Raw genomic sequence first — 18,083 nt, forward strand, 5'->3', positions numbered from 1 at the left:
ATGGGGCCCACATTACGCCCCCCCCCCCGCCCCCACGGGGGGCGCTTGTGGGGGGTTTTGTCGCCGCCCCCCGGCCCACAACCGCGACCCACTTGGGTTATTGGTTGAGGTCGCGGATGGTTCGCAGGGCGGCTGCGGTGAGGACCCGGACGGCGTAGCCAAGGGCGCGCTCGTCGACGATGAAGTCGCCGCGGTGGAGGTCATACTCCTCGCCACCGGGAGTGTGGGTACCCAGGCGCATCATCGCACCGGGAAGGTCCGCGAGGAACCAGGCAAAATCCTCGCCACCCATGGACTGCGGAGTCAGAACCACCGCGTTCTCCCCCAACTCGGCGCGGGCGGCAGCCTCAATCAACGCCGTTTCGTGTTCCGAGTTGACCACGGGCGGGACGCCGCGCGTGTGCTCAAGGTGCACATCGACGCCGTAAGGCGCAGCCACCTGCTTGACGACCTCGTCCAGCAATTCGCCGGCACTGTGCCAGGCATCGCGGTCCAGGCACCGCATGGTGCCCGCCATGTAGCCCGACGCGGGGATGGCATTGGGAGCTGCACCGGCGGAAATCTGTCCCCACACCACAGACACGCCACTGCGCACGTCGACGCGACGCGACAGGACAGCCGGAACGTTGACGGCAATCTGCGCCAGGGCGAAGACCAGGTCTTCGGTCAAGTGGGGACGCGACGTGTGCCCGCCCCGGCCCGTCAACTCGATCTTGATGGTGTCCGAGGCCGACGTGATGGCACCGATGCGCGTACCGATCTGCCCGGCGTTGATGCGCGGGTCACAGTGCAGCGCAAGAATGCGGGGAACACCCTCCAGCACACCCTGCTCAATGCAGGACAGCGCGCCACCGGGCATGGTCTCCTCCGCAGGCTGGAAGATGATGCGGACGGTTCCGCCGAGCGGAGTGTTCTTGTGCATCCGCTGCAGCACCAGGGCGATGCCCAGCATGGTGGTGGTGTGGACGTCATGGCCGCAGGCATGGGTCACGCCATGGTTCTTGGATGCGAACGGCAGGCCCGTCTCTTCGATGATGGGCAGGGCGTCGATGTCACCGCGCAAGGCAGTGGCAATGGGCCCCTCCCCGACATCCACCGTCAGCCCTGTGCCCTCGAGCCGCCGCGGCTTCAAGCCGGCCGCTTCGAGCCTCTCCACGAGTTTGTCCGTGGTGCGGAACTCCTTAAAGGACAGCTCCGGATGCGCATGGAGGTCGCGCCTGAACTCGATGAGCCCGGGAAGCAGTTCATCGACCCAGGGACTGACAACGGGAGGCGGCTCGGTCTCGGTGGTGTAATTGCGCACGTCACAACTCTAGCCAAGCGCGGCGGACGACGAACGAAAGCCACCTCTTGGTTACGCCGCGTTCAGGCGCAGGACAACAAAAGAGGTGGCTTCCGGTGTAGGTTTCCGCTTTACAGGACGTCGGTATCGCCGCTGGCCTTCAACGCGTCAACGGTGCCCTTGACCAGCTGGGCATGTTCCTTGGTGGTGACCAGGAGGGCGTCCGGTGTGTCCACGATGACCACGTCCTTGATGCCGATCAGCGCAATGACCCGCTTGGTATCGGAGACCACCACGCCGCTGGCGTTCTCAGCGAAAACGCGTGCTCCCTCACCCAGGACGGTCACTTCGTCGACGTCGCCGGCGCTGTTCAGGCGGCCGATCGCGGCAAAGTCACCAACGTCGTCCCAACGGAAGGAGCCAGGCACGACGGCGACATCGCCGGCTGCCGCTGCGGGCTCGGCCACGGCGTAGTCGATGGCGATCTTGGGCAGGGTTGGCCACACCCGGGCAGTCACTTCGGCACGCCGGGGAGTGTCCCAGGCTTCGGCGATTTCCTGGAGCCCGGCAAACAGCTCAGGCTGGTTCGCCTCAAGGTGCTTGAGCATGAGCGACACGGGCGCGACGAACATCCCGGCGTTCCACACGTAGTCTCCGGCCTCGACGTACTTCCGGGCCACCTCCTGGCTGGGCTTCTCGACGAACTCAGCGACAGTCAGGGCGTTCGGGGCACCGTCCACCTTCAGTGCCTGGCCGGAACGGATGTAACCGAATCCCGTGGAAGGGTGCGTTGGCTTGATGCCGATGGTGACGATCTTCCCCGCAGCGGCAGTAAAGATGGCCTCCCGGACGGTGTCCTGGAACAGGTCGTCGGGACTGATGACCTGGTCCGCGGCGAATGAGCCCATGATCGTTTCCGGGTCGCGGCGGTGCAGGATGGCGGCAGCCAGGCCGATGGCGGCACCTGAGTCCTTGGGTTCGCTTTCAAGGACGAGTTCGTCGTCGCCGACTTCGGGCAACTGCCGGCACACGGCGGCGCGGTGGGCCTCGCCGGTGACCACGAGCACCCGCTCCCCGGCCAGCGGCTCGAGGCGGTCGTAGGTGGACCTCAACAACGTGCTGCCGGAGCCCGTCAGGTCGTGGAGGAACTTGGGCGCAGCGGCACGCGAGAGTGGCCATAGCCGCGTCCCCACACCACCCGCCGGAATAACCGCATGGAAGCGGTTCAACGGCGATTCCGGAATTGTCACGTCTTCTGTACTCACTGCAACACTTTATCGGACGCAGCACCCGGGACCGGCAGTTCGCCACACATGTGGCTTTCGTCTCAAACGGAGGGATAAATCGCCGGAATACGGGCAGGACACATGGAATTTACAAGCAAAGAAGCCCGTCCTAAATTGAATAAGCTGTAAGCGAAGCCTAGATTTAGGCGTGAGCTACGAGTGCTCTCGCAGCAGGCGTTCCCCCCGCGTGGATCCCATGCCAGCGCCGCTGTGTTGCAGGAAGGTTTATTCAGTGCCGACAAAACCAGCTGGCACCTTGTACCGCGGCCGTGAAGGCATGTGGTCCTGGGTTGGACACCGTATCACCGGTGTAGTGATCTTTTTCTTCTTGTTGGTCCATGTGCTGGACACCTCACTGGTGCGCGTGTCCCCTGAGGCCTACACCGCCGTTATCGGCGCCTACAAGAACCCCCTCATGGCCCTGGGCGAAACGGGCCTGGTCGCTGCGATCATCTTCCACGCCTTCAACGGCCTGCGCGTGATCGCCATCGACTTCTGGAAGAAGGGCGCCAAGTACCAGCGCCAGCTGCTCTGGGTCGTGCTTGCGCTGTGGCTGGTCACGTTCGCAGGGTTCGCCATCCGCCACCTTTCCCTCGCGCTGGGAGGCCACTAAGCCATGACCACTATCCAGTCCCCCCGCAGCGGCAAGATCGCCCCGAAGTACAACCGCACCGGCAGCAGCCGCGGCAACTTCGAAATGCTCGCATGGCTGTTCATGCGTCTTTCCGGCGTCGTTCTGGTCATCCTCATTTTCGGCCACCTGTTTGTGAACCTGCTGGTGGGCGAAGGCATCCACGCCATCGACTTCGGCTTTGTTGCCGGCAAATGGGCCGATCCGTTCTGGCAGTTCTGGGACCTGGCCATGCTGTGGCTGGCCATGCTCCACGGCACCAACGGAGTCCGGACCATCATCAACGACTACGCAGAGAAAGACTCCACCCGCTTCTGGCTGAAGACGGTCCTCTACGCCGCAACCGTGGTGATCATCATCCTCGGCACCCTGGTGATCTTCACCTTCGATCCGTGCCCGGTCGTCGACGGCGTCCAGCTTCCCGGCGGTTTCTGCCCGGCGCCTTAGCCGCTTCCACGGCGTGGCCGACCCCGCCCGGGACCGGCCGCGCCTTCCTTTGCGGAGCAGGCTCCGCCGACCATCTGAATTTCTGAAAGAGAGAGCATCCAGTATGCAGGTCCATAAGTACGACGTCGTCATTGTCGGTGCCGGTGGCGCCGGCATGCGCGCCGCGATCGAGTCCGGTCAGCGCGCACGCACCGCGGTACTGACCAAGCTCTACCCCACCCGTTCCCACACCGGTGCAGCCCAGGGCGGCATGTGTGCAGCGCTTGCCAATGTCGAGGAAGACAACTGGGAATGGCACACGTTCGACACCATCAAGGGTGGCGACTACCTGGTTGACCAGGACGCAGCCGAAGTCATGGCCAAGGAAGCCATCGACGCCGTGCTGGACCTGGAAAAGATGGGTTTGCCCTTCAACCGCACGCCCGAAGGCCGCATCGACCAGCGCCGTTTCGGTGGCCACACCCGTGACCACGGCAAGGCTCCGGTTCGCCGTGCCTGCTACGCCGCCGACCGTACCGGCCACATGATCCTGCAGACGCTGTACCAAAACTGCGTCAAGCACAACGTCGAGTTCTACAACGAGTACTACGTCCTTGACCTCCTGCTGGTTGAAGAGGACGCCGTCCGCGAAGACGGAACCACGTACAAGCAGAAGCGTGTTGCCGGCGTGGTCTCCTACGACCTCGCTTCCGGCGAACTCCACGTGTTCCAGGCCAAGTCCGTGGTCTTCGCCTCCGGCGGTGCGGGCAAGGTCTTCAAGACCACCTCCAACGCCCACACCCTTACCGGTGACGGCATGGGCATCGCTTTCCGCCGCGGTATCCCGCTGGAGGACATGGAGTTCTTCCAGTTCCACCCGACCGGCCTGGCCGGCCTGGGCATCCTCCTCACCGAGGGTGCACGCGGTGAAGGCGCCATCCTCCGTAACTCCGACGGCGAACGCTTCATGGAGCGTTACGCCCCCACCATCAAGGACCTCGCACCCCGTGACATCGTGGCCCGCGCCATGGCCAACGAGGTCCGCGAAGGCCGCGGGTGCGGTCCGAACAAGGACTACGTCCTCCTGGACCTCACGCACCTGGAGCCGGAGCACATCGAAGCCAAGCTCCCGGACATCACCGAGTTTGCCCGTACGTACCTCGGCGTAGAGCCCTTCACCGACCCCGTGCCGGTGTTCCCCACGGCCCACTACGCCATGGGCGGCATCCCCACCAACATCGCCACCGAGGTCCTCCAGGACAACGACACCGTTGTCCCCGGACTCTTCGCTGCCGGCGAGGTTGCCTGTGTTTCCGTGCATGGATCGAACCGACTTGGCACCAACTCGCTGCTGGACATCAACGTGTTCGGCAAGCGCGCAGGCATCGCTGCGGCCGAATACGCCAAGACTGCCGGCTACGTTGAGCTCCCGGAGAACCCTGAGGGCATGACCCGCGGCATCCTGGACAGCCTGCTCAACGGCACGGGCACCGAGCGCGTAGCCCAGATCCGCAAGGAACTGCAGGACACCATGGACGCCAACATGCAGGTGTTCCGCACCAAGGAGTCGCTGCAGCAGGTCCTGAGCGACATCGCTTCCTTCGAAGAGCGCTACAAGAACGTCACCGTCCAGGACAAGGGCAAGCGCTTCAACCTGGACCTCCTGGAAGCCGTGGAACTTGGCTTCCTGCTCGACATGGCAAAGGTCATGACCGTTGGTGCACTCCACCGTGAAGAGTCCCGTGGTGGCCACTACCGCGAAGACTTCCCGGACCGCGACGACGAGAAGTTCATGAAGCACTCCATGGCTTACCTGGACAACACCGTCACCGCCGACTCGTCTGCCGAGTCCGTTGCGGGCATCCGTCTCGAGACAAAGCCCGTTGTCTTCACCCGTTACGAGCCGATGGAGCGTAAGTACTAATGACCACCGAAATGGCAGAGCCCGCTTCCAAGATCGAGCTGCCCGCCAGCGTTGCCGGCGACGGTGAGATCCCCACGTTCCACATCACGCTGCGTGTCCGCCGGTATGATCCCGAGATCTCCGACGAAGCCCGCTGGGACGACTACAAGCTGACCATGTACGGCACGGACCGCGTGCTGGACGCCTTGCACAAGGTCAAGTGGGAAATCGACGGCACGGTTTCGTTCCGCCGCTCCTGCGCCCACGGTGTATGTGGTTCGGATGCCATGCGCATCAACGGCCGCAACCGCCTTGCGTGCAAGACCCTGCTGAAGGACCTCGACACCACCAAGCCCATCACCGTTGAGCCCATCAAGGGCCTTCCGGTGGAGAAGGACTTGATTGTGGACATGGAGCCGTTCTTCCAGTCCTTCCGTGAAGTCATGCCGTTCCTGATCAACAAGGGCCACGAGCCCACCAAGGAACGCCTGCAGTCCGTTGAGGACCGTGAGCGCTTTGACGACACCACCAAGTGCATCCTCTGCGCTGCCTGCACCTCGTCCTGCCCGGTCTTCTGGACCGATGGCCAGTACTTCGGCCCGGCAGCGATCGTCAACGCACACCGTTTCATCTTCGACTCCCGTGATGATGCCGGCGACATGCGCCTTGAAATCCTCAACGACAAAGAAGGCGTGTGGCGCTGCCGCACCACCTTCAACTGCTCCGAGGCTTGCCCGCGTGGCATCCAGGTGACCAAGGCCATCGCCGAGGTCAAGCAGGCCATCCTGTCCCGCAAGATCTAGTCGCCGTTCCCTGAGGAACAGCACGACGACGGCGCCGCTCACCACTGCTGGTGACCGGCGCCGTCGTCGTTAATCCACTGCCGCAACCACCGCCATCCCCAAGGAGACCAGCAGCGTGTCACGATCCGAAAAGATTACCTTCACAGGAAGCACGGGCGATGTCCTGGCCGGCATTGTGGATGTGCCCGAAGGAGACATCCGGGGCTGGGGCCTGTACTCCCACGGACTGACGCTGGGCAAGGACAGCCCTGCCGCGTCGCGGATCTGCAAGGGGCTCGCCGACCAGGGCGTGGGCATGCTGCGGTTCGACAACCTGGGCCTGGGCGGCTCGGAGGGCGAGTGGTCGGCAGGTTCCTTCAGCGTGAAGGTGGCCGACACCATCCGGGCGGCGGGCTTCATGCAGGAGCAGGGCCGGGCGGTTTCCCTGATCGTGGGACATTCGTTCGGCGGCGCGGCCGTGCTGGCCGCGGCCCGCGACCTTCCCGAGGTGAAGGCCGTGGTGACAGTGGGCGCACCCTACGAACCCAAGCATGTGGAACACATGTTCGACGCCGAGATCGATTCGATCCTGCGTGATGGCAGTGCGGTGGTGGACCTGGGCGGGCGGCCCATGGAGATCCGCCGGCATTTTGTGGAGGACGTGGAACGCGCGGATCTTCGGGACTGCATCCGGACCCTCCACCGCCCCCTGATGGTGATGCACTCCCCTACCGACAACACCGTGGGCATCGACAACGCCAGTGAGATCTTCCGCACCGCCCGGCATCCCCGCAGCTTCATTTCGCTGGAGGGCAGCGAACATCTGCTCACAGGGAAGGGCCAGGCGGCGCGCGTGGCACGCATCATCGGCGCGTGGGCGGATCCGTACTTGGCGACCAGCGACCCAGTTGGGTGAGGTGGAGTGGGCTACTTGCCGATGGCGGCCTTGCTTTCGCTGAGCCACTGCTCGGCCGCTTTCTCCGGCGTGAGTCGCTTGAAGAGGACCTCGGTGTTGATGCGCGCCGTGATTTCCGAGACGGCCGTTGAGCCCGTGGGTCCGATGTAGGTCGGCGCGAAGTCCATCTTGCCAATCTGGTCAATGTATTCGGCTTCAACCTTGCCTGTGGGGGTCAGCAGGTCCTGGATGGCCGTCCGCATGCCGGCGTTGCTCGGGACGCCGCGGTCGCTCTGGATGATCTTGGCCGCGGACTCGTTGTTCACCAGGAAATTGACCAGTTTGGCAGCTGCCTCGGTGTGCTTGCTCCGCGCGGAAATCGTGTAGAACTGGGACGACTGCAGCCAGATACCGGGCGTCGGCTTCTCGCCCGGGAGCTTCAGGAGCTTGAGTTCGGCGCCGGAGGCCTTGCTGAGGGCGGAGAGGGAGTTGCTCCAAGTGAGCATCATGCCCGCCTGGCCCATGCCCATGAGTGTCTGCTCAGTGCTGACGTTGAGCTTCTCCACTGTCTCCGAGGCACTGGGGGCTGCGCCTGATTCACTCAGCTTGACGGAGAAGTCGAAGTACTCCTTGACCGTGTCCTTTCCCAGTCCCAGTTCACCGTCCTGGGTGTACAGCGACTCCCCCCGCTGGCGGGCGAAAGCGTCCAGGGAATCGTGGGTCAGTACAGTAGCCGTTCCATAGGTCCCCTTGGGGCTCTTGGACGTGATGTCGCCGGCAATGCGGGCGAAGTCGTCCCAGGTCCACGTGCTGTCATCCGGAAGCGAGACGCCGGCAGCCTGGAAAACTGCGGGGTTCACGACGATCGCCAGTGCGTTGGCCCCGGTGGAGACGCCGTACTGGGTGCCCTTGACCTGGCCGTTTTCCAACGCACCCTGGTCCAGCTTGGACAGGTCAAGTGCGCTGCCGGCCTTGGACAAGTCCAACAAAGCGCCGCGGTTGGCGTACTCAGCCGGGTAGGCGCCGCCCATGGTGATGACGTCTGGAGCGTCGTTGGCGGCTACCTGGGTGGCCAACTTGTCGAAATAGCCGCTGATGTCGCCGTATTCGGGTTTGACCTTGATGTCAGGGTTGGCTGCCTCGAATTCCTGGATTGCCTTGGTAGTCAGTTCGGCCCGGCCGGCGTTGCCCCACCAGCTGAAGCGGATTTCGACGGGGCCGTCCTGGGACTGGCCTGCGTCGCTGCCGCCACAGGCTGTGGCCATGCCAAGCATCCCTGCAACGGCCACGAGGGCCAGTGATCTGCGGAAGGTACGGAGAGATTTACGCGTCATTGGGTAAGCTTCTTTCAGGCTCAGAAAACGGTTCCTGAAACGTATCAAGTGCTGTAGTATCCGTCAATAGTTCTGAATGTGAACTATTACCCGGTGCGGCCCCCAGCGAAGGATGACATGAACCACTCCCGGCTACCGATTGATCGCGAGGCACTGGCCAGGCGACACAACGTACGGCAACACAAGCTGGATCCGCGCAGTCCTGTATCGGTGGGCAACGGCGAATTTGCCTTCACCATGGATCTCACCGGCCTCCAGACGTTCCCCGCTTCCTACCCCGTGGGAGCACGTGATGACCGGGCCCCCGGAACGCTCCTTGGCACGCAAGCGCAGTGGGGCTGGCACTCCGTTCCGGCGGGAACCCCCTACGGGCTCGCAGGCTCCACCGTCATGTACGACTCGCCCCGCGGACCCGTACCCTACGTGGACATGGTGGGCGAGATCGTCAACGACCGTGAGACCGACACGTCCGACGCCGAAACCTGGTTGCGGGCAAACCCGCACCGCCTGGACCTGGCGCGGATCGGATTCCGTTGGGTGGAGGACGGTCAGGATCATGCCCTCACACCCTCGGAGATCAGCGGGGCGGAACAGATCCTGGACCTCTGGTCCGGCGTGGTGACCAGCAGCTTCGCAGTGGCCGGTCACCCCGTGAAAGTCACGACGGCGTGCCACCCCGACCGCGATGAGCTCGGCCTCCGCGTCGAGTCACCGGCGCTCGGCAAGGGCCTGGTGATCGGCATCGACTTCCCGTACGGCTCGGAAGCGTGGCATGACGCCGCCGACTGGACCAAGCCGGAGGCGCACAGCACCCGGCTCAATCTGCCGGCCGACGCCGGACTGCAGGACACCCCGAGCTGGGTTGTGGACCGGGAACTGGATGACTCCCGCTATGCCGTGATCGTCACGGGCCGGGGCCTGGACGTGGAGCAGACAGCCCGGCATTCACTCCGGATCGGACCGGGACAGCCATCCGGCACCCTCGACCTCTCCTTCGCCTTCCTGTCCTCCGGAGACGGTGACTGCATTCCGCGGGGCAACAACAGACCTGGACGGGCCGCGTCCCTGGTGAGCCTGGGAACGGAACCGGATTCCGGCGTCGTGCCTTCAACGGAACAGGGCGCCGGAAGCAGTGTCGCGGCAGCGTCGGCAGCCTACTGGCCAGGGTTCTGGCGCTCGGGTGGAGCGATCGAGCTTGATGCCACCAATGATCCGCGCGCCAAGGAACTGGAGCGGCGGATTGTCCTGTCGCAGTACCTGACCGCCATCAACTGCTCGGGCTCGTTACCGCCCCAGGAAACGGGGTTGGTGTGCAACTCCTGGCGCGGCCGGTTCCACCTGGAGATGCACTGGTGGCATGCCGCGCACTTCGCCCAGTGGAACAGGCCGGAGCTTCTGTTGCCCTCGCTCAGGTGGTACTCAACAGTCCTGAAAACGTCCCGCCAAACCGCCAAGGCGCAGGGCTTCGATGGAGTGCGCTGGCCCAAGCAGGTGGGACCCGACGGGAGGGAAAGCCCCAGCACGATCGGGACGTTCCTCATCTGGCAGCAGCCGCACCCGATCTACCTCGCTGAACTGCTGTACCGGGCCAACCCCGGGCGTGAGGTCCTGGAAGAGTTCGCCGAGATCGTCTTCGAGTCTGCGGCGTTCATGGCCGGCTTTGCCCACCCAACGCAGCGCGGTTTTGAGCTCGGCCCCCCGCTGGTTCCGGCGCAGGAGAGCTACGGCTCCATCCGTAGCCGGGTCAGCAACCCGACCTTCGAACTGGCCTACTGGCAGTGGGCCCTGACCATCGCGTCGGAATGGCGGAAGAGGCTGGGCCTGGAGCCTGTGGCCGCCTGGCAGGACGTGGCCGCCGGAATGGTGGAACCCCGGGTGATGGACGGAGTCTATGCCGCCATTGACGTCGAGCCCTTCACCATCCGCACCGACCATCCATCCATGCTGTGCGCGCTGGGCCTGCTGCCGCGGACGGACGTGATTGATCCGGACATCATGCGGGCAACACTGTCAGGAGTGCTGGCGGATTGGGACTGGGACAGCACCTGGGGCTGGGACTACCCTGTCATGGCCATGACAGCCGCACGCCTGGAAGATCCCCAGGCCGCGGTCAATGCGCTCCTGCTCGACGCTGGAAAGAACACCGTCCTGCCGAACGGGCACAACCGGCAGACGGATTCGCTGCCCCTGTACCTTCCGGGCAATGGCGGACTGCTGGCCGCCGTGGCCCTCATGGCAGCCGGCTGGGACAACGGACCCTCGCGCCATGCTCCCGGATTTCCTGCTGACTGGACCGTGGCGTGGGAAGGGCTGGTGTCCGCCCCCTGATTCGGCTGCGAGGTCATTCACGCCGGGGTCCAGTTGCCGCGCCCACCAGCGCCCCGAGCCCGAGCCCCACCAGAATCCCCGCGAAGGGTGACTCGAAGATCAGCTGGCCCACGATCAACCCGGCCGCTGCCCCCAGGAGACAGGCGATCCACAGTTGGTTGTTCATGGCGCCTCCACGCGAGGGGATCAGTCAGGTTTGGGGCGTGGCACGGCGTGAGCCGAGGAACTTCTTCCGCGGACTCTCCCCGGCCTTCAGGTCAGCTTCCCGGATGGCGGCCCAGGAAGCCGATACCAGGTAAACCTGGCTCACCAGGTTGAACCAGATCAGCAGCCCGATGATGATCGCGAACGATGCCAGGACCGGGTTGTTGCCTGCCCGGGCCAACAATTCCGTGCTGAAGATCTGCAGGACCGTGGTGCCCACGCCGGCAAGCACCACACCCTCCAGGAAGGGTTGTCGCCCCAGCTTAAGGCCACCGGCGATGCGGAACAGGACTGCCGCCGTCGCGCAGTTGAGCAGGAGGGGGACGACGATCTTGACCACGGCCGCCACCGGGGCCGCCACGGCCTCATCGAGCCGAAGGAAATCAAACAGCACGTCCGCAGCAGTGCCGAACACCAGGGAGGCTCCGGCGCTGACGACGAGGATGACGCCCAGGAGCAACAGCGTGCCGGCGTCGACCAGCTTCTGCAGAATGGGGCTGCGCTGCAGGGGGTCGGCGTCCATGACGCCGCGGACCCCCTCGCGCACGCTCGCTATCCACCCCAGGGAGGTGTAGATGGTGACCACCGCTGCGATGACCGCCGTCCAGCCAAGTCCCGACGGGTTCAAAAGCGTCTGCGGATCCACCAGGCCATCCCGGCCATCCACCTGCAGCAACCCAGGGGCTGCCGAGGCGACGCTCCGGATCACAGCGTCGGTCAGGACCGGATTGCCACCCAACACAATGCCCGCCACCGCAAACCCTGTGGTGAGGAGACCAGTGACGGAGAAAAACATGTTGAAGCCGATACCGGCGCTCAGCAGCGGACCGTGTTGCCTGCTGTAGTGCTGGAAGGAACGCATGGCCCGGTTGGTATTGAGCCTGGCCATGAACAGGGCAAAGAACGCGCCGGCCTTTTGTGGCAAGCCTGCACCGGCTCTTTTGGCCTGGCCCCATTCCTGGCGTTTGTGGAGCAGCTGGAGTTTGAGCTTTGCCAGCTCAATGGGCAGCGGAGGACTGTCCGCTTGAGGACGTTGGTTCCGCCTGCTTCGTTTCGTCAGTGTTCCCGCCAAAGTCGAGCTCTTCCCGTAGCTGCCAAATTCCATTGGTGTCGTGCTCGTAGAGTCCCATGCTAACCACAGGAAAGGTGGCCCGGTAATCTCTTAGGACCGTTTCGGCCTCGTCAAGGTTTTCCTGGGCGACGTCGTGCGCCACGGTCACATGCGGGTGGTACGGGAAAGGAAGTAACCGCTCCAAGGGGCCGGTCTGAAGTTTTTCGTGCAACTGCACGCACTCTTCAAAGCCCTCCTCCACGTTGACGAACACCACTGGTGACACAGGCCGGAAGGACCCGGTGCCGGAGATGGTGATGGTGAAGGGCTTCTGTGCACGGGCGACGGCCCTGACGTGGTCCCGGGTAGCGGCCCAGTCCTGGGTGGGGGTGGTGGTGATCAGGGTGATGTGCGCCGGAATGACCTCGGCCATGGGATCACCAAAGGAAGCGCGCCATTCCTGGAGCTCCTTGGCGATCTCCGGCGGGAAGCCCAGAATCACTCCAACGCACAGGGTGTCACCGGCGCCACAGTCGGTGCCGGTGACAGCAGGCCGGCGCGATTCGTCCGGACCGGAACCTGGCAGGGTTCCGGTCTTGACGTTGATCTGGCCAGCGGCGCACATGGACTTAGCGGACTCCCTGCTCGCTGGGGCTTGCGGTTCCGCGGTACGGCAGGAAACCGACCTTGGAGTACACGTCGGCCAAGGTGGCCGAGGCGATGTCACGGGCTTTGTCCGCCCCGTGGGCCAGGAGCCGGTCGAGCTCTGCCGGATCTGCCAGGAGCTCGTTGGCCCGCTCCCGGATGGGTGCCAGGTGTCCGGATACGAGCTCTGCCAGGTCAACCTTCAGGTGCCCGTACATCTTGCCCTGGTAGTCCGCCACGATCTTCTCCACCGGACTTCCGCTGATGGCCGAGTAGATGGTGAGCAGATTGGAGACGCCGGGCTTGTTCTCGCGGTCGTAGCGGATCTCGGTCTCAGTGTCCGTCACAGCGGACTTGATCCTCTTGGCCACGGTCTTGGGGTCATCGAGCAGGTTGATGAGACCGGCCGGCGACTCGGCGGACTTGGACATCTTGGCCGTGGGGTTCTGGAGATCGTAGATCTTGGCGGATTCCTTCTGGATGAAGGCCTCCGGCACCTGGAACGTCTGGCCGAACCGGCTGTTGAAGCGGTTGGCAAGGTCCCTGCTCAGTTCCACATGCTGGCGCTGGTCTTCACCCACCGGGACGCCGTGCGGCTGGTACAGCAGGATATCTGCGGCCTGGAGGATCGGGTACGTGAACAGCCCAACGCTGGCGTGGTCCGAGCCCTGCTTCTGCGCCTTGTCCTTGAACTGGGTCATGCGGCCGGCCTCACCCATGCCCGTAATGCAGTTGAGCACCCAGGCCAGTTGGGCGTGCTCCGGAACCTGCGACTGGACAAACAGCGTGCACTTCTCCACGTCAACGCCACCGGCAATGTACTGGGCTGCGGTGACGCGGGTGCGGCGGGCCAGCTCAGCGGGGTCCTGCGGCACCGTGATGGCGTGCAGGTCCGGGATGAAGAAAACGGCGTCGTACTCGTCCTGCATACGGACCCAGTTGACCAGTGCCCCGAGGTAGTTGCCCAGGTGCAGGGAGTCGGCGGACGGCTGCATCCCGGAGAGCACGCGGTGCTTGGCACCGGCTGCGGGCAAGGTGGAGACGGCGGGCAGTACGGCAGCGTCTGTTTCAGCAGTAGTCATGGAGGTAGGTACTTTCGTCAAGCTTAGAGCCGGTAGTCAACGACCACCGGTGCGTGGTCAGAGAAGCGGGTGTCCCACGAAGGCGCCCGGTCAACCACGGCCGAGAAAGCGGCGGCGGCGAGTGCCGGGGTGGCCAGGTGGTAGTCGATGCGCCAGCCAGTGTCGGTGTCAAAGGCTTTTCCGCGCTGGGACCACCAAGTGTAGGGGCCGGCGACATTACCTGCCAGGCCCCTGTGGACATCCCTCCATCCAATCTCGTCGCCGAAGAAGCGGTCGAAGTACGCACGCTCCTCAGGCAGGAAGCCGGCACGCTTGACGTTGCCCTTCCAGTTCTTGATGTCCAGCTCCGTGTGCCCCACGTTGAGGTCGCCCACCACCAGGGCGTGGTCGCTGTGCTTGGCCAGCTCAGGCAGGCGTGTGGTCATGGCATCCAGGAAACGGTACTTGTCATCCTGCTTGGGCGTGCCTGCTTCACCTGAGTGGACATACGCGCTGACGGCAGTGAGCGTCGTAGCTTCTCCAGCGGAGTTGTGCACCAGGAAATCCGCCTCGACCCAGCGGCCGGACGTATCGAAGTAGGCGTCCCCGTTGCCCACCCGGGTTGCCGTGGGCTCCTGGCGGGATGCGATGGCCACCCCCGCACGGCCCTTGGCCTCCGCCTCGGCGTGGAGGATGTACCAGCCCTCGCCGATCAGCGAGTTCACGATTGCGTCAGGAGCACGGACTTCCTGCAGGCAAAGGATGTCGACTTCGCGCGGCTCCAGCCACTCCGCCATGCCCTTTTTGTAGGCAGCCCTCAAGCCGTTGACGTTGACTGATGCGATGCGAAGGAAATCCTTCTTCAATCCCGTACTCACCCGCTCTACTCTAGTCGATGATGGTTCCGGCCACGGGCTCGTCAGAGCCTCCGGAAGACTTGATCATGTCGCGGGCATTGGTGGACGTGATGGCGATGGTTTCCAGCGCCCGGTTGATGGTGTCCTGGTTGGCTGCAGCGCCCTTGGCACGCTCTTCCTCCACCACGCGGACCTGCACCTGGACGATCTTGAAGGAGTGGTCCAGTTTGAGGTCCCGAACCTCGTCGGCCTGGCTGCGCTCGGCAACGACACGGGTTCCGCCGTGGTCGGCAACGTTCGACGACGGCGCGCGGCCGGCTGCGGAGTTGAAGGCAGCTTGCGCTTCGCTCAGCTTTGCCCCTGCCCGCTGCGCGGCCTTGCGGATGCTCAGCACGACGAACGTGGCCAAGGCAAGCCAGCCGAAGGCCACGACTGCCACGACCCACCCCACGACATCGTTCTGGTTGGCCGCGAAAATAACAGCCACCAGGAAGGCAATGATGACAACGGTCATCCCCAGGCCGCCGATGCGGAAGCCCTTGAACGGACCCTTGGCGGAAGCGGACGTGGACGGGTGCGGGTCACCGAGAGATTGCATGGGTTTATTGTCTCAAACGCCCGGGCCTGCCCATGACGCTTCCACGGACGGCGAACATCAGGTACCCGGCATCACTTCAGGAAGAGTTGCCGCAGCCTGCCGGTGGTCAGCATGATGCCCAGTGTGATCATCACCAGGTAGTAGCCCACGTGGATGGCCGTGGCCCCGCTGAACGAGCCCACACTGATCTGGCGCAGCAACTCCACCCCATGCCAGAGCGGCATCGCCTGGATGAACCATTGGATGGGCTGCGGATAGACACTGAGCGGGTAGAACGTGGCGCTGAACAGGAACATGGGAAGCAGGAAGAAGTTGATCCAGTCCATTTGCTGAAACGTCTTCATGAAGCTGGTGATCCCCATGCCGAAACTCGCAAAGCCGAAAGCGATCAGCACCGACGCCGGAATCACGAGGATGGCCCACCATGAGGTCAGCAGTCCCATGACACCCATCACCGCGGTGAAGCCCGTGGCGTACAGGAGTCCGCGAAGCAGGGCCAGGAAAATCTCCCCCATGGCCACATCCAATGGCCCCAGCGAGGTGTACAGCATGCCCTGGTACAGCTTGGCGAAGTTCATCTTGAAGAACACGTTCCACGTGGAATCGTAGATGGCGCCGTTCATGGCCGAGACAGCCAGCAATGCGGGCGCGATGTACGCGGCATAGCTGATTTCCCCGCCTCCCGGGCCCTGCACGGTTCCGACGATCGACCCCATGCCCACCCCCATGGCCAGCAGGAACAGGACGGGCTCAAAGAACCCGGAGACCATCACCAGCCACGTGCTGGACCTCGCAGCCATAAGCCCCCGGCCCACCACCGCGCGGGCATTGCGCGAGTACAGGGACCCGAACTTCCGCTCCCTTGCCGCATCAGTGGCGCTGTGCCCACCGGCCAGGGTGCTCATGAGCCCATCCTCCTGACGAATTGGCGCCGCACCAGGAGCCAGCCTCCAGCGGCGGTGGCCACGAGATACAGCACATGGACGATGGTCAGCAGCGGGTTCTCCTCCATCCCGTACGTGAAGACGCGACCCAGTTCCGTGCCATGCCACACCGGCGACAACCAGCCGATCCACCGGACGGCAAGCGGCAGGGTGTCCAGCGGAAAGAACGTCCCCGAGAAGAGGAACAGCGGCATCACGATGAACCGTTGCACCAGGGCGAACTGTCCCTTGTCCTGCGTGATGCTGGCGGCGTATGCCATCAGTGGCAGGCCGAAGGACAATGCGGCCACGGTGGCAACAATCGCGGACACCCAGCCCATGGGGCCGGGAGATGCCCCGAACATCGCCACCACGGCAAAGTACACCACCGATTGCAGAAGGAACCTGAGGGTGCTGGCCATGATGTGGCCGCTCGCGATCTGCTGCGGGACCAGCGGCGATGCATGGGGACCGTAGAACACCCGGCGCCACTTGAAGCCGTCCATGATCGGGTAGGAAAACTCACCCGAGGCCGTCATCACTGCCGCGGACACCAGCAAGGCGGGGGCCACGAACTCCAGATAGCTCACTCCGCCAAAGAGGGACTCACTGTTGGCGTCGACCAGGCTGGCCAGCCCCACCCCCATGGCGAAAAGGTAGGCCACCGGCTGCCCCACGCTGTACAGCACCACGGACCAGCCGTAGTTCCGCATCACCCGCAGAACCTGCTCGGCGTAGAAGAAGGAGCCCCACCGCCGCGCCCTGGCTGCCGAGACGGCAGGTGGGTGTGCCCGCAGCGGAGGTCCCGCCGTCGTGGTTTTACTGCCCGGCAGCTGCTCAGTCAACGAGGCTCCTGCCCGTCAGCCGGAGGAACACGTCCTCCAGCGAGGACCGGCGCACCAGCGAGGTCAACGGGCGAAGTCCGCGGGCCGTCACCTGTTCCAGGGCCGATTCGCCGTCCTGCGTGTAGATGAGGACACGGTCCGGCAGCGTCTCCAGCCGCTCACCGATGCCTTGAAGCTCGACGGCGATGGTCCCGTTCCTGTCCGACCCGAACCTGAGCTCAAGTACTTCGCGCGACGAGTGCTCGCGGATCAGGCCGGCCGGCGAACCTTCTGCCATGATCCGGCCCTTGTCCACCACGATCAGCCGGTCGCAGAGTTGTTCGGCCTCATCCATGTAGTGGGTGGTGAGGATCAGCGTGACGCCGCTTTCCTTGAGCCGGAACAGCCGGTCCCAGAGGATGTGCCGGGCCTGCGGGTCCAGGCCGGTGGTGGGTTCATCCAGCAGGAGGATCCGGGGTTCGTTGATGAGGGATCGCGCAATGGTCAGGCGACGCTTCATCCCGCCGGACAGTGCGTCCACCTTGGATTTGGCTTTGTCCGTGAGCTGCGCGAATTCCAGGAGTTCGTCCGCTTTCGGGCGCAGGTAGCTCAGGGGAAGACCGAAATAGCGCCCGTAGACGATCAGGTTTTCCCGGACCTTCAGTTCTTCGTCGAGGTTGTCCTGTTGCGGCACCACGCCCAGGTGCGCACGGACTTCGGGGCCATGGGTTTCCGGGTCCAGGCCCATGATGTTCAACGTTCCGGACGTCCTTTGCGAGACGCCGCCGATCATCTTCATGGTGGTGGACTTGCCGGCACCGTTGGGCCCGAGCAACCCGAAGGACTCCCCTGCCGGAACATCGAAGGAGATGCTGTCCACGGCCGTGAGGTCGCCGTAGGCCTTGGTGAGGTTGCGCGCGCTGATGACGACGGTGGATGGGTTCATGCCGTCGTTGGACTGGGACGTTCCGGAGGGTGTTGGCGACGTTGCCGGGCTGGTTGCTTCACTGTGCACCCTCAGCAGACTAATCGCGCCCACCGATATGTGAAAGG

General features: G+C 64.1%; 18 protein-coding genes. 6 read left to right on the forward strand and 12 right to left on the reverse strand.

The genetic code is table 11. The features are described from left to right. Nucleotides 1–97: 97 nt before the first annotated feature. Nucleotides 98–1,303 carry an amidohydrolase gene (locus tag ACSVIE_RS11750; RefSeq protein ID WP_426006446.1) on the reverse strand — a complete coding sequence of 402 codons (1,206 nt, stop codon included), beginning with the start codon at nucleotides 1,301–1,303 and terminating at the stop codon, nucleotides 98–100. A 110-nt stretch (nucleotides 1,304–1,413) separates the two neighbouring features. Then, a complete protein-coding gene (locus ACSVIE_RS11755) occupies nucleotides 1,414–2,547 on the reverse strand; it encodes a mannose-1-phosphate guanylyltransferase (RefSeq protein WP_442423933.1) in 1,134 nt (377 codons plus the stop codon). Between the two features lie 253 nt (nucleotides 2,548–2,800). Here ACSVIE_RS11755 and sdhC point away from each other — a divergent pair, with 253 nt between their 5' ends. The 5 genes from sdhC to ACSVIE_RS11780 all read left to right on the forward strand — a co-directional run bounded on the left by sdhC (nucleotide 2,801) and on the right by ACSVIE_RS11780 (nucleotide 7,226). Beyond that, the gene (gene sdhC / locus ACSVIE_RS11760; protein WP_011773978.1) at nucleotides 2,801–3,181 is read left to right on the forward strand and encodes a succinate dehydrogenase, cytochrome b556 subunit; all 381 of its coding nucleotides are present in this window, start codon (nucleotides 2,801–2,803) and stop codon (nucleotides 3,179–3,181) included. A gap of 3 nt (nucleotides 3,182–3,184) precedes the next feature. After that, a complete protein-coding gene (locus ACSVIE_RS11765; protein ID WP_426006444.1) occupies nucleotides 3,185–3,646 on the forward strand; it encodes a succinate dehydrogenase hydrophobic membrane anchor subunit in 462 nt (153 codons plus the stop codon). Nucleotides 3,647–3,749: 103 nt separating this feature from the next. After that, nucleotides 3,750–5,549 carry a succinate dehydrogenase flavoprotein subunit gene (sdhA, locus tag ACSVIE_RS11770; protein ID WP_426006443.1) on the forward strand — a complete coding sequence of 600 codons (1,800 nt, stop codon included), beginning with the start codon at nucleotides 3,750–3,752 and terminating at the stop codon, nucleotides 5,547–5,549. After that, entirely contained in the window at nucleotides 5,549–6,331 is a 783-nt protein-coding gene (locus tag ACSVIE_RS11775) for a succinate dehydrogenase iron-sulfur subunit (RefSeq protein WP_347110268.1), read from the forward strand. The genes sdhA and ACSVIE_RS11775 overlap by 1 nt, the downstream gene beginning before the upstream one ends. A gap of 115 nt (nucleotides 6,332–6,446) precedes the next feature. After that, a complete protein-coding gene (locus ACSVIE_RS11780) occupies nucleotides 6,447–7,226 on the forward strand; it encodes an alpha/beta hydrolase (RefSeq protein ID WP_442423934.1) in 780 nt (259 codons plus the stop codon). A gap of 11 nt (nucleotides 7,227–7,237) precedes the next feature. Here the strand turns inward: ACSVIE_RS11780 and ACSVIE_RS11785 are convergent, their stop codons facing one another. Beyond that, nucleotides 7,238–8,539: an ABC transporter substrate-binding protein gene (locus tag ACSVIE_RS11785; RefSeq protein WP_442423935.1), complete on the reverse strand. Its 1,302-nt coding sequence runs from the start codon at nucleotides 8,537–8,539 to the stop codon at nucleotides 7,238–7,240. 117 nt (nucleotides 8,540–8,656) lie between these two features. Between ACSVIE_RS11785 and ACSVIE_RS11790 the strand changes: the two genes are divergently transcribed. Further along, on the forward strand, nucleotides 8,657–10,867 hold the full coding sequence (locus tag ACSVIE_RS11790) for a hypothetical protein (RefSeq protein ID WP_442423936.1): 2,211 nt from the start codon (nucleotides 8,657–8,659) through the stop codon (nucleotides 10,865–10,867). Nucleotides 10,868–10,880: 13 nt separating this feature from the next. Here ACSVIE_RS11790 and ACSVIE_RS11795 read toward each other — a convergent pair whose 3' ends face one another. The 9 genes from ACSVIE_RS11795 to ACSVIE_RS11835 form a co-directional block, all read right to left on the reverse strand. Continuing rightward, on the reverse strand, nucleotides 10,881–11,033 hold the full coding sequence (locus ACSVIE_RS11795; protein ID WP_426006438.1) for a hypothetical protein: 153 nt from the start codon (nucleotides 11,031–11,033) through the stop codon (nucleotides 10,881–10,883). A gap of 24 nt (nucleotides 11,034–11,057) precedes the next feature. After that, nucleotides 11,058–12,143: a YihY/virulence factor BrkB family protein gene (locus tag ACSVIE_RS11800; RefSeq protein WP_426006437.1), complete on the reverse strand. Its 1,086-nt coding sequence runs from the start codon at nucleotides 12,141–12,143 to the stop codon at nucleotides 11,058–11,060. Beyond that, nucleotides 12,070–12,747, reverse strand: a complete 678-nt coding sequence (locus ACSVIE_RS11805; protein WP_442423937.1) for a 2'-5' RNA ligase family protein — start codon at nucleotides 12,745–12,747, stop codon at nucleotides 12,070–12,072. The genes ACSVIE_RS11800 and ACSVIE_RS11805 overlap by 74 nt, the downstream gene beginning before the upstream one ends. Nucleotides 12,748–12,751: 4 nt before the next feature. Then, on the reverse strand, nucleotides 12,752–13,849 hold the full coding sequence (trpS, locus tag ACSVIE_RS11810; protein ID WP_426006435.1) for a tryptophan--tRNA ligase: 1,098 nt from the start codon (nucleotides 13,847–13,849) through the stop codon (nucleotides 12,752–12,754). 23 nt (nucleotides 13,850–13,872) lie between these two features. After that, on the reverse strand, nucleotides 13,873–14,706 hold the full coding sequence (locus ACSVIE_RS11815) for an exodeoxyribonuclease III (RefSeq protein ID WP_442423938.1): 834 nt from the start codon (nucleotides 14,704–14,706) through the stop codon (nucleotides 13,873–13,875). Nucleotides 14,707–14,716: 10 nt separating this feature from the next. Beyond that, nucleotides 14,717–15,283 carry a hypothetical protein gene (locus ACSVIE_RS11820; RefSeq protein ID WP_426006433.1) on the reverse strand — a complete coding sequence of 189 codons (567 nt, stop codon included), beginning with the start codon at nucleotides 15,281–15,283 and terminating at the stop codon, nucleotides 14,717–14,719. A gap of 71 nt (nucleotides 15,284–15,354) precedes the next feature. Then, nucleotides 15,355–16,188 (reverse strand): ABC transporter permease, encoded by an 834-nt coding sequence (locus ACSVIE_RS11825; RefSeq protein WP_442423939.1) that lies wholly within the window; start codon nucleotides 16,186–16,188, stop codon nucleotides 15,355–15,357. Continuing rightward, the gene (locus tag ACSVIE_RS11830; RefSeq protein WP_442423940.1) at nucleotides 16,185–17,051 is read right to left on the reverse strand and encodes an ABC transporter permease; all 867 of its coding nucleotides are present in this window, start codon (nucleotides 17,049–17,051) and stop codon (nucleotides 16,185–16,187) included. Before ACSVIE_RS11830 ends, ACSVIE_RS11825 begins: the two co-directional genes overlap by 4 nt. Then, on the reverse strand, nucleotides 17,044–17,976 hold the full coding sequence (locus tag ACSVIE_RS11835; RefSeq protein WP_442424039.1) for an ABC transporter ATP-binding protein: 933 nt from the start codon (nucleotides 17,974–17,976) through the stop codon (nucleotides 17,044–17,046). Before ACSVIE_RS11835 ends, ACSVIE_RS11830 begins: the two co-directional genes overlap by 8 nt. Nucleotides 17,977–18,083: the final 107 nt, after the last annotated feature.

The organism is Paenarthrobacter sp. NCHU4564, from assembly GCF_052156435.1.
In the GTDB taxonomy this organism is placed as follows: Bacteria; Actinomycetota; Actinomycetes; order Actinomycetales; family Micrococcaceae; genus Arthrobacter.

Coding starts and splice junctions, on each gene's coding strand:
- ACSVIE_RS11775 (WP_347110268.1), top strand. CDS start 5,549: ATGACCACCGAAATGGCAGAGCCCGCTTCCAAGATCGAGCTGCCCGCC.
- ACSVIE_RS11785 (WP_442423935.1), bottom strand. CDS start 8,539: ATGACGCGTAAATCTCTCCGTACCTTCCGCAGATCACTGGCCCTCGTG.
- ACSVIE_RS11820 (WP_426006433.1), bottom strand. CDS start 15,283: ATGCAATCTCTCGGTGACCCGCACCCGTCCACGTCCGCTTCCGCCAAG.
- sdhA (WP_426006443.1), top strand. CDS start 3,750: ATGCAGGTCCATAAGTACGACGTCGTCATTGTCGGTGCCGGTGGCGCC.
- trpS (WP_426006435.1), bottom strand. CDS start 13,849: ATGACTACTGCTGAAACAGACGCTGCCGTACTGCCCGCCGTCTCCACC.
- ACSVIE_RS11835 (WP_442424039.1), bottom strand. CDS start 17,976: ATGAACCCATCCACCGTCGTCATCAGCGCGCGCAACCTCACCAAGGCC.
- ACSVIE_RS11795 (WP_426006438.1), bottom strand. CDS start 11,033: ATGAACAACCAACTGTGGATCGCCTGTCTCCTGGGGGCAGCGGCCGGG.
- ACSVIE_RS11790 (WP_442423936.1), top strand. CDS start 8,657: ATGAACCACTCCCGGCTACCGATTGATCGCGAGGCACTGGCCAGGCGA.
- ACSVIE_RS11765 (WP_426006444.1), top strand. CDS start 3,185: ATGACCACTATCCAGTCCCCCCGCAGCGGCAAGATCGCCCCGAAGTAC.
- ACSVIE_RS11805 (WP_442423937.1), bottom strand. CDS start 12,747: ATGTGCGCCGCTGGCCAGATCAACGTCAAGACCGGAACCCTGCCAGGT.
- ACSVIE_RS11825 (WP_442423939.1), bottom strand. CDS start 16,188: ATGAGCACCCTGGCCGGTGGGCACAGCGCCACTGATGCGGCAAGGGAG.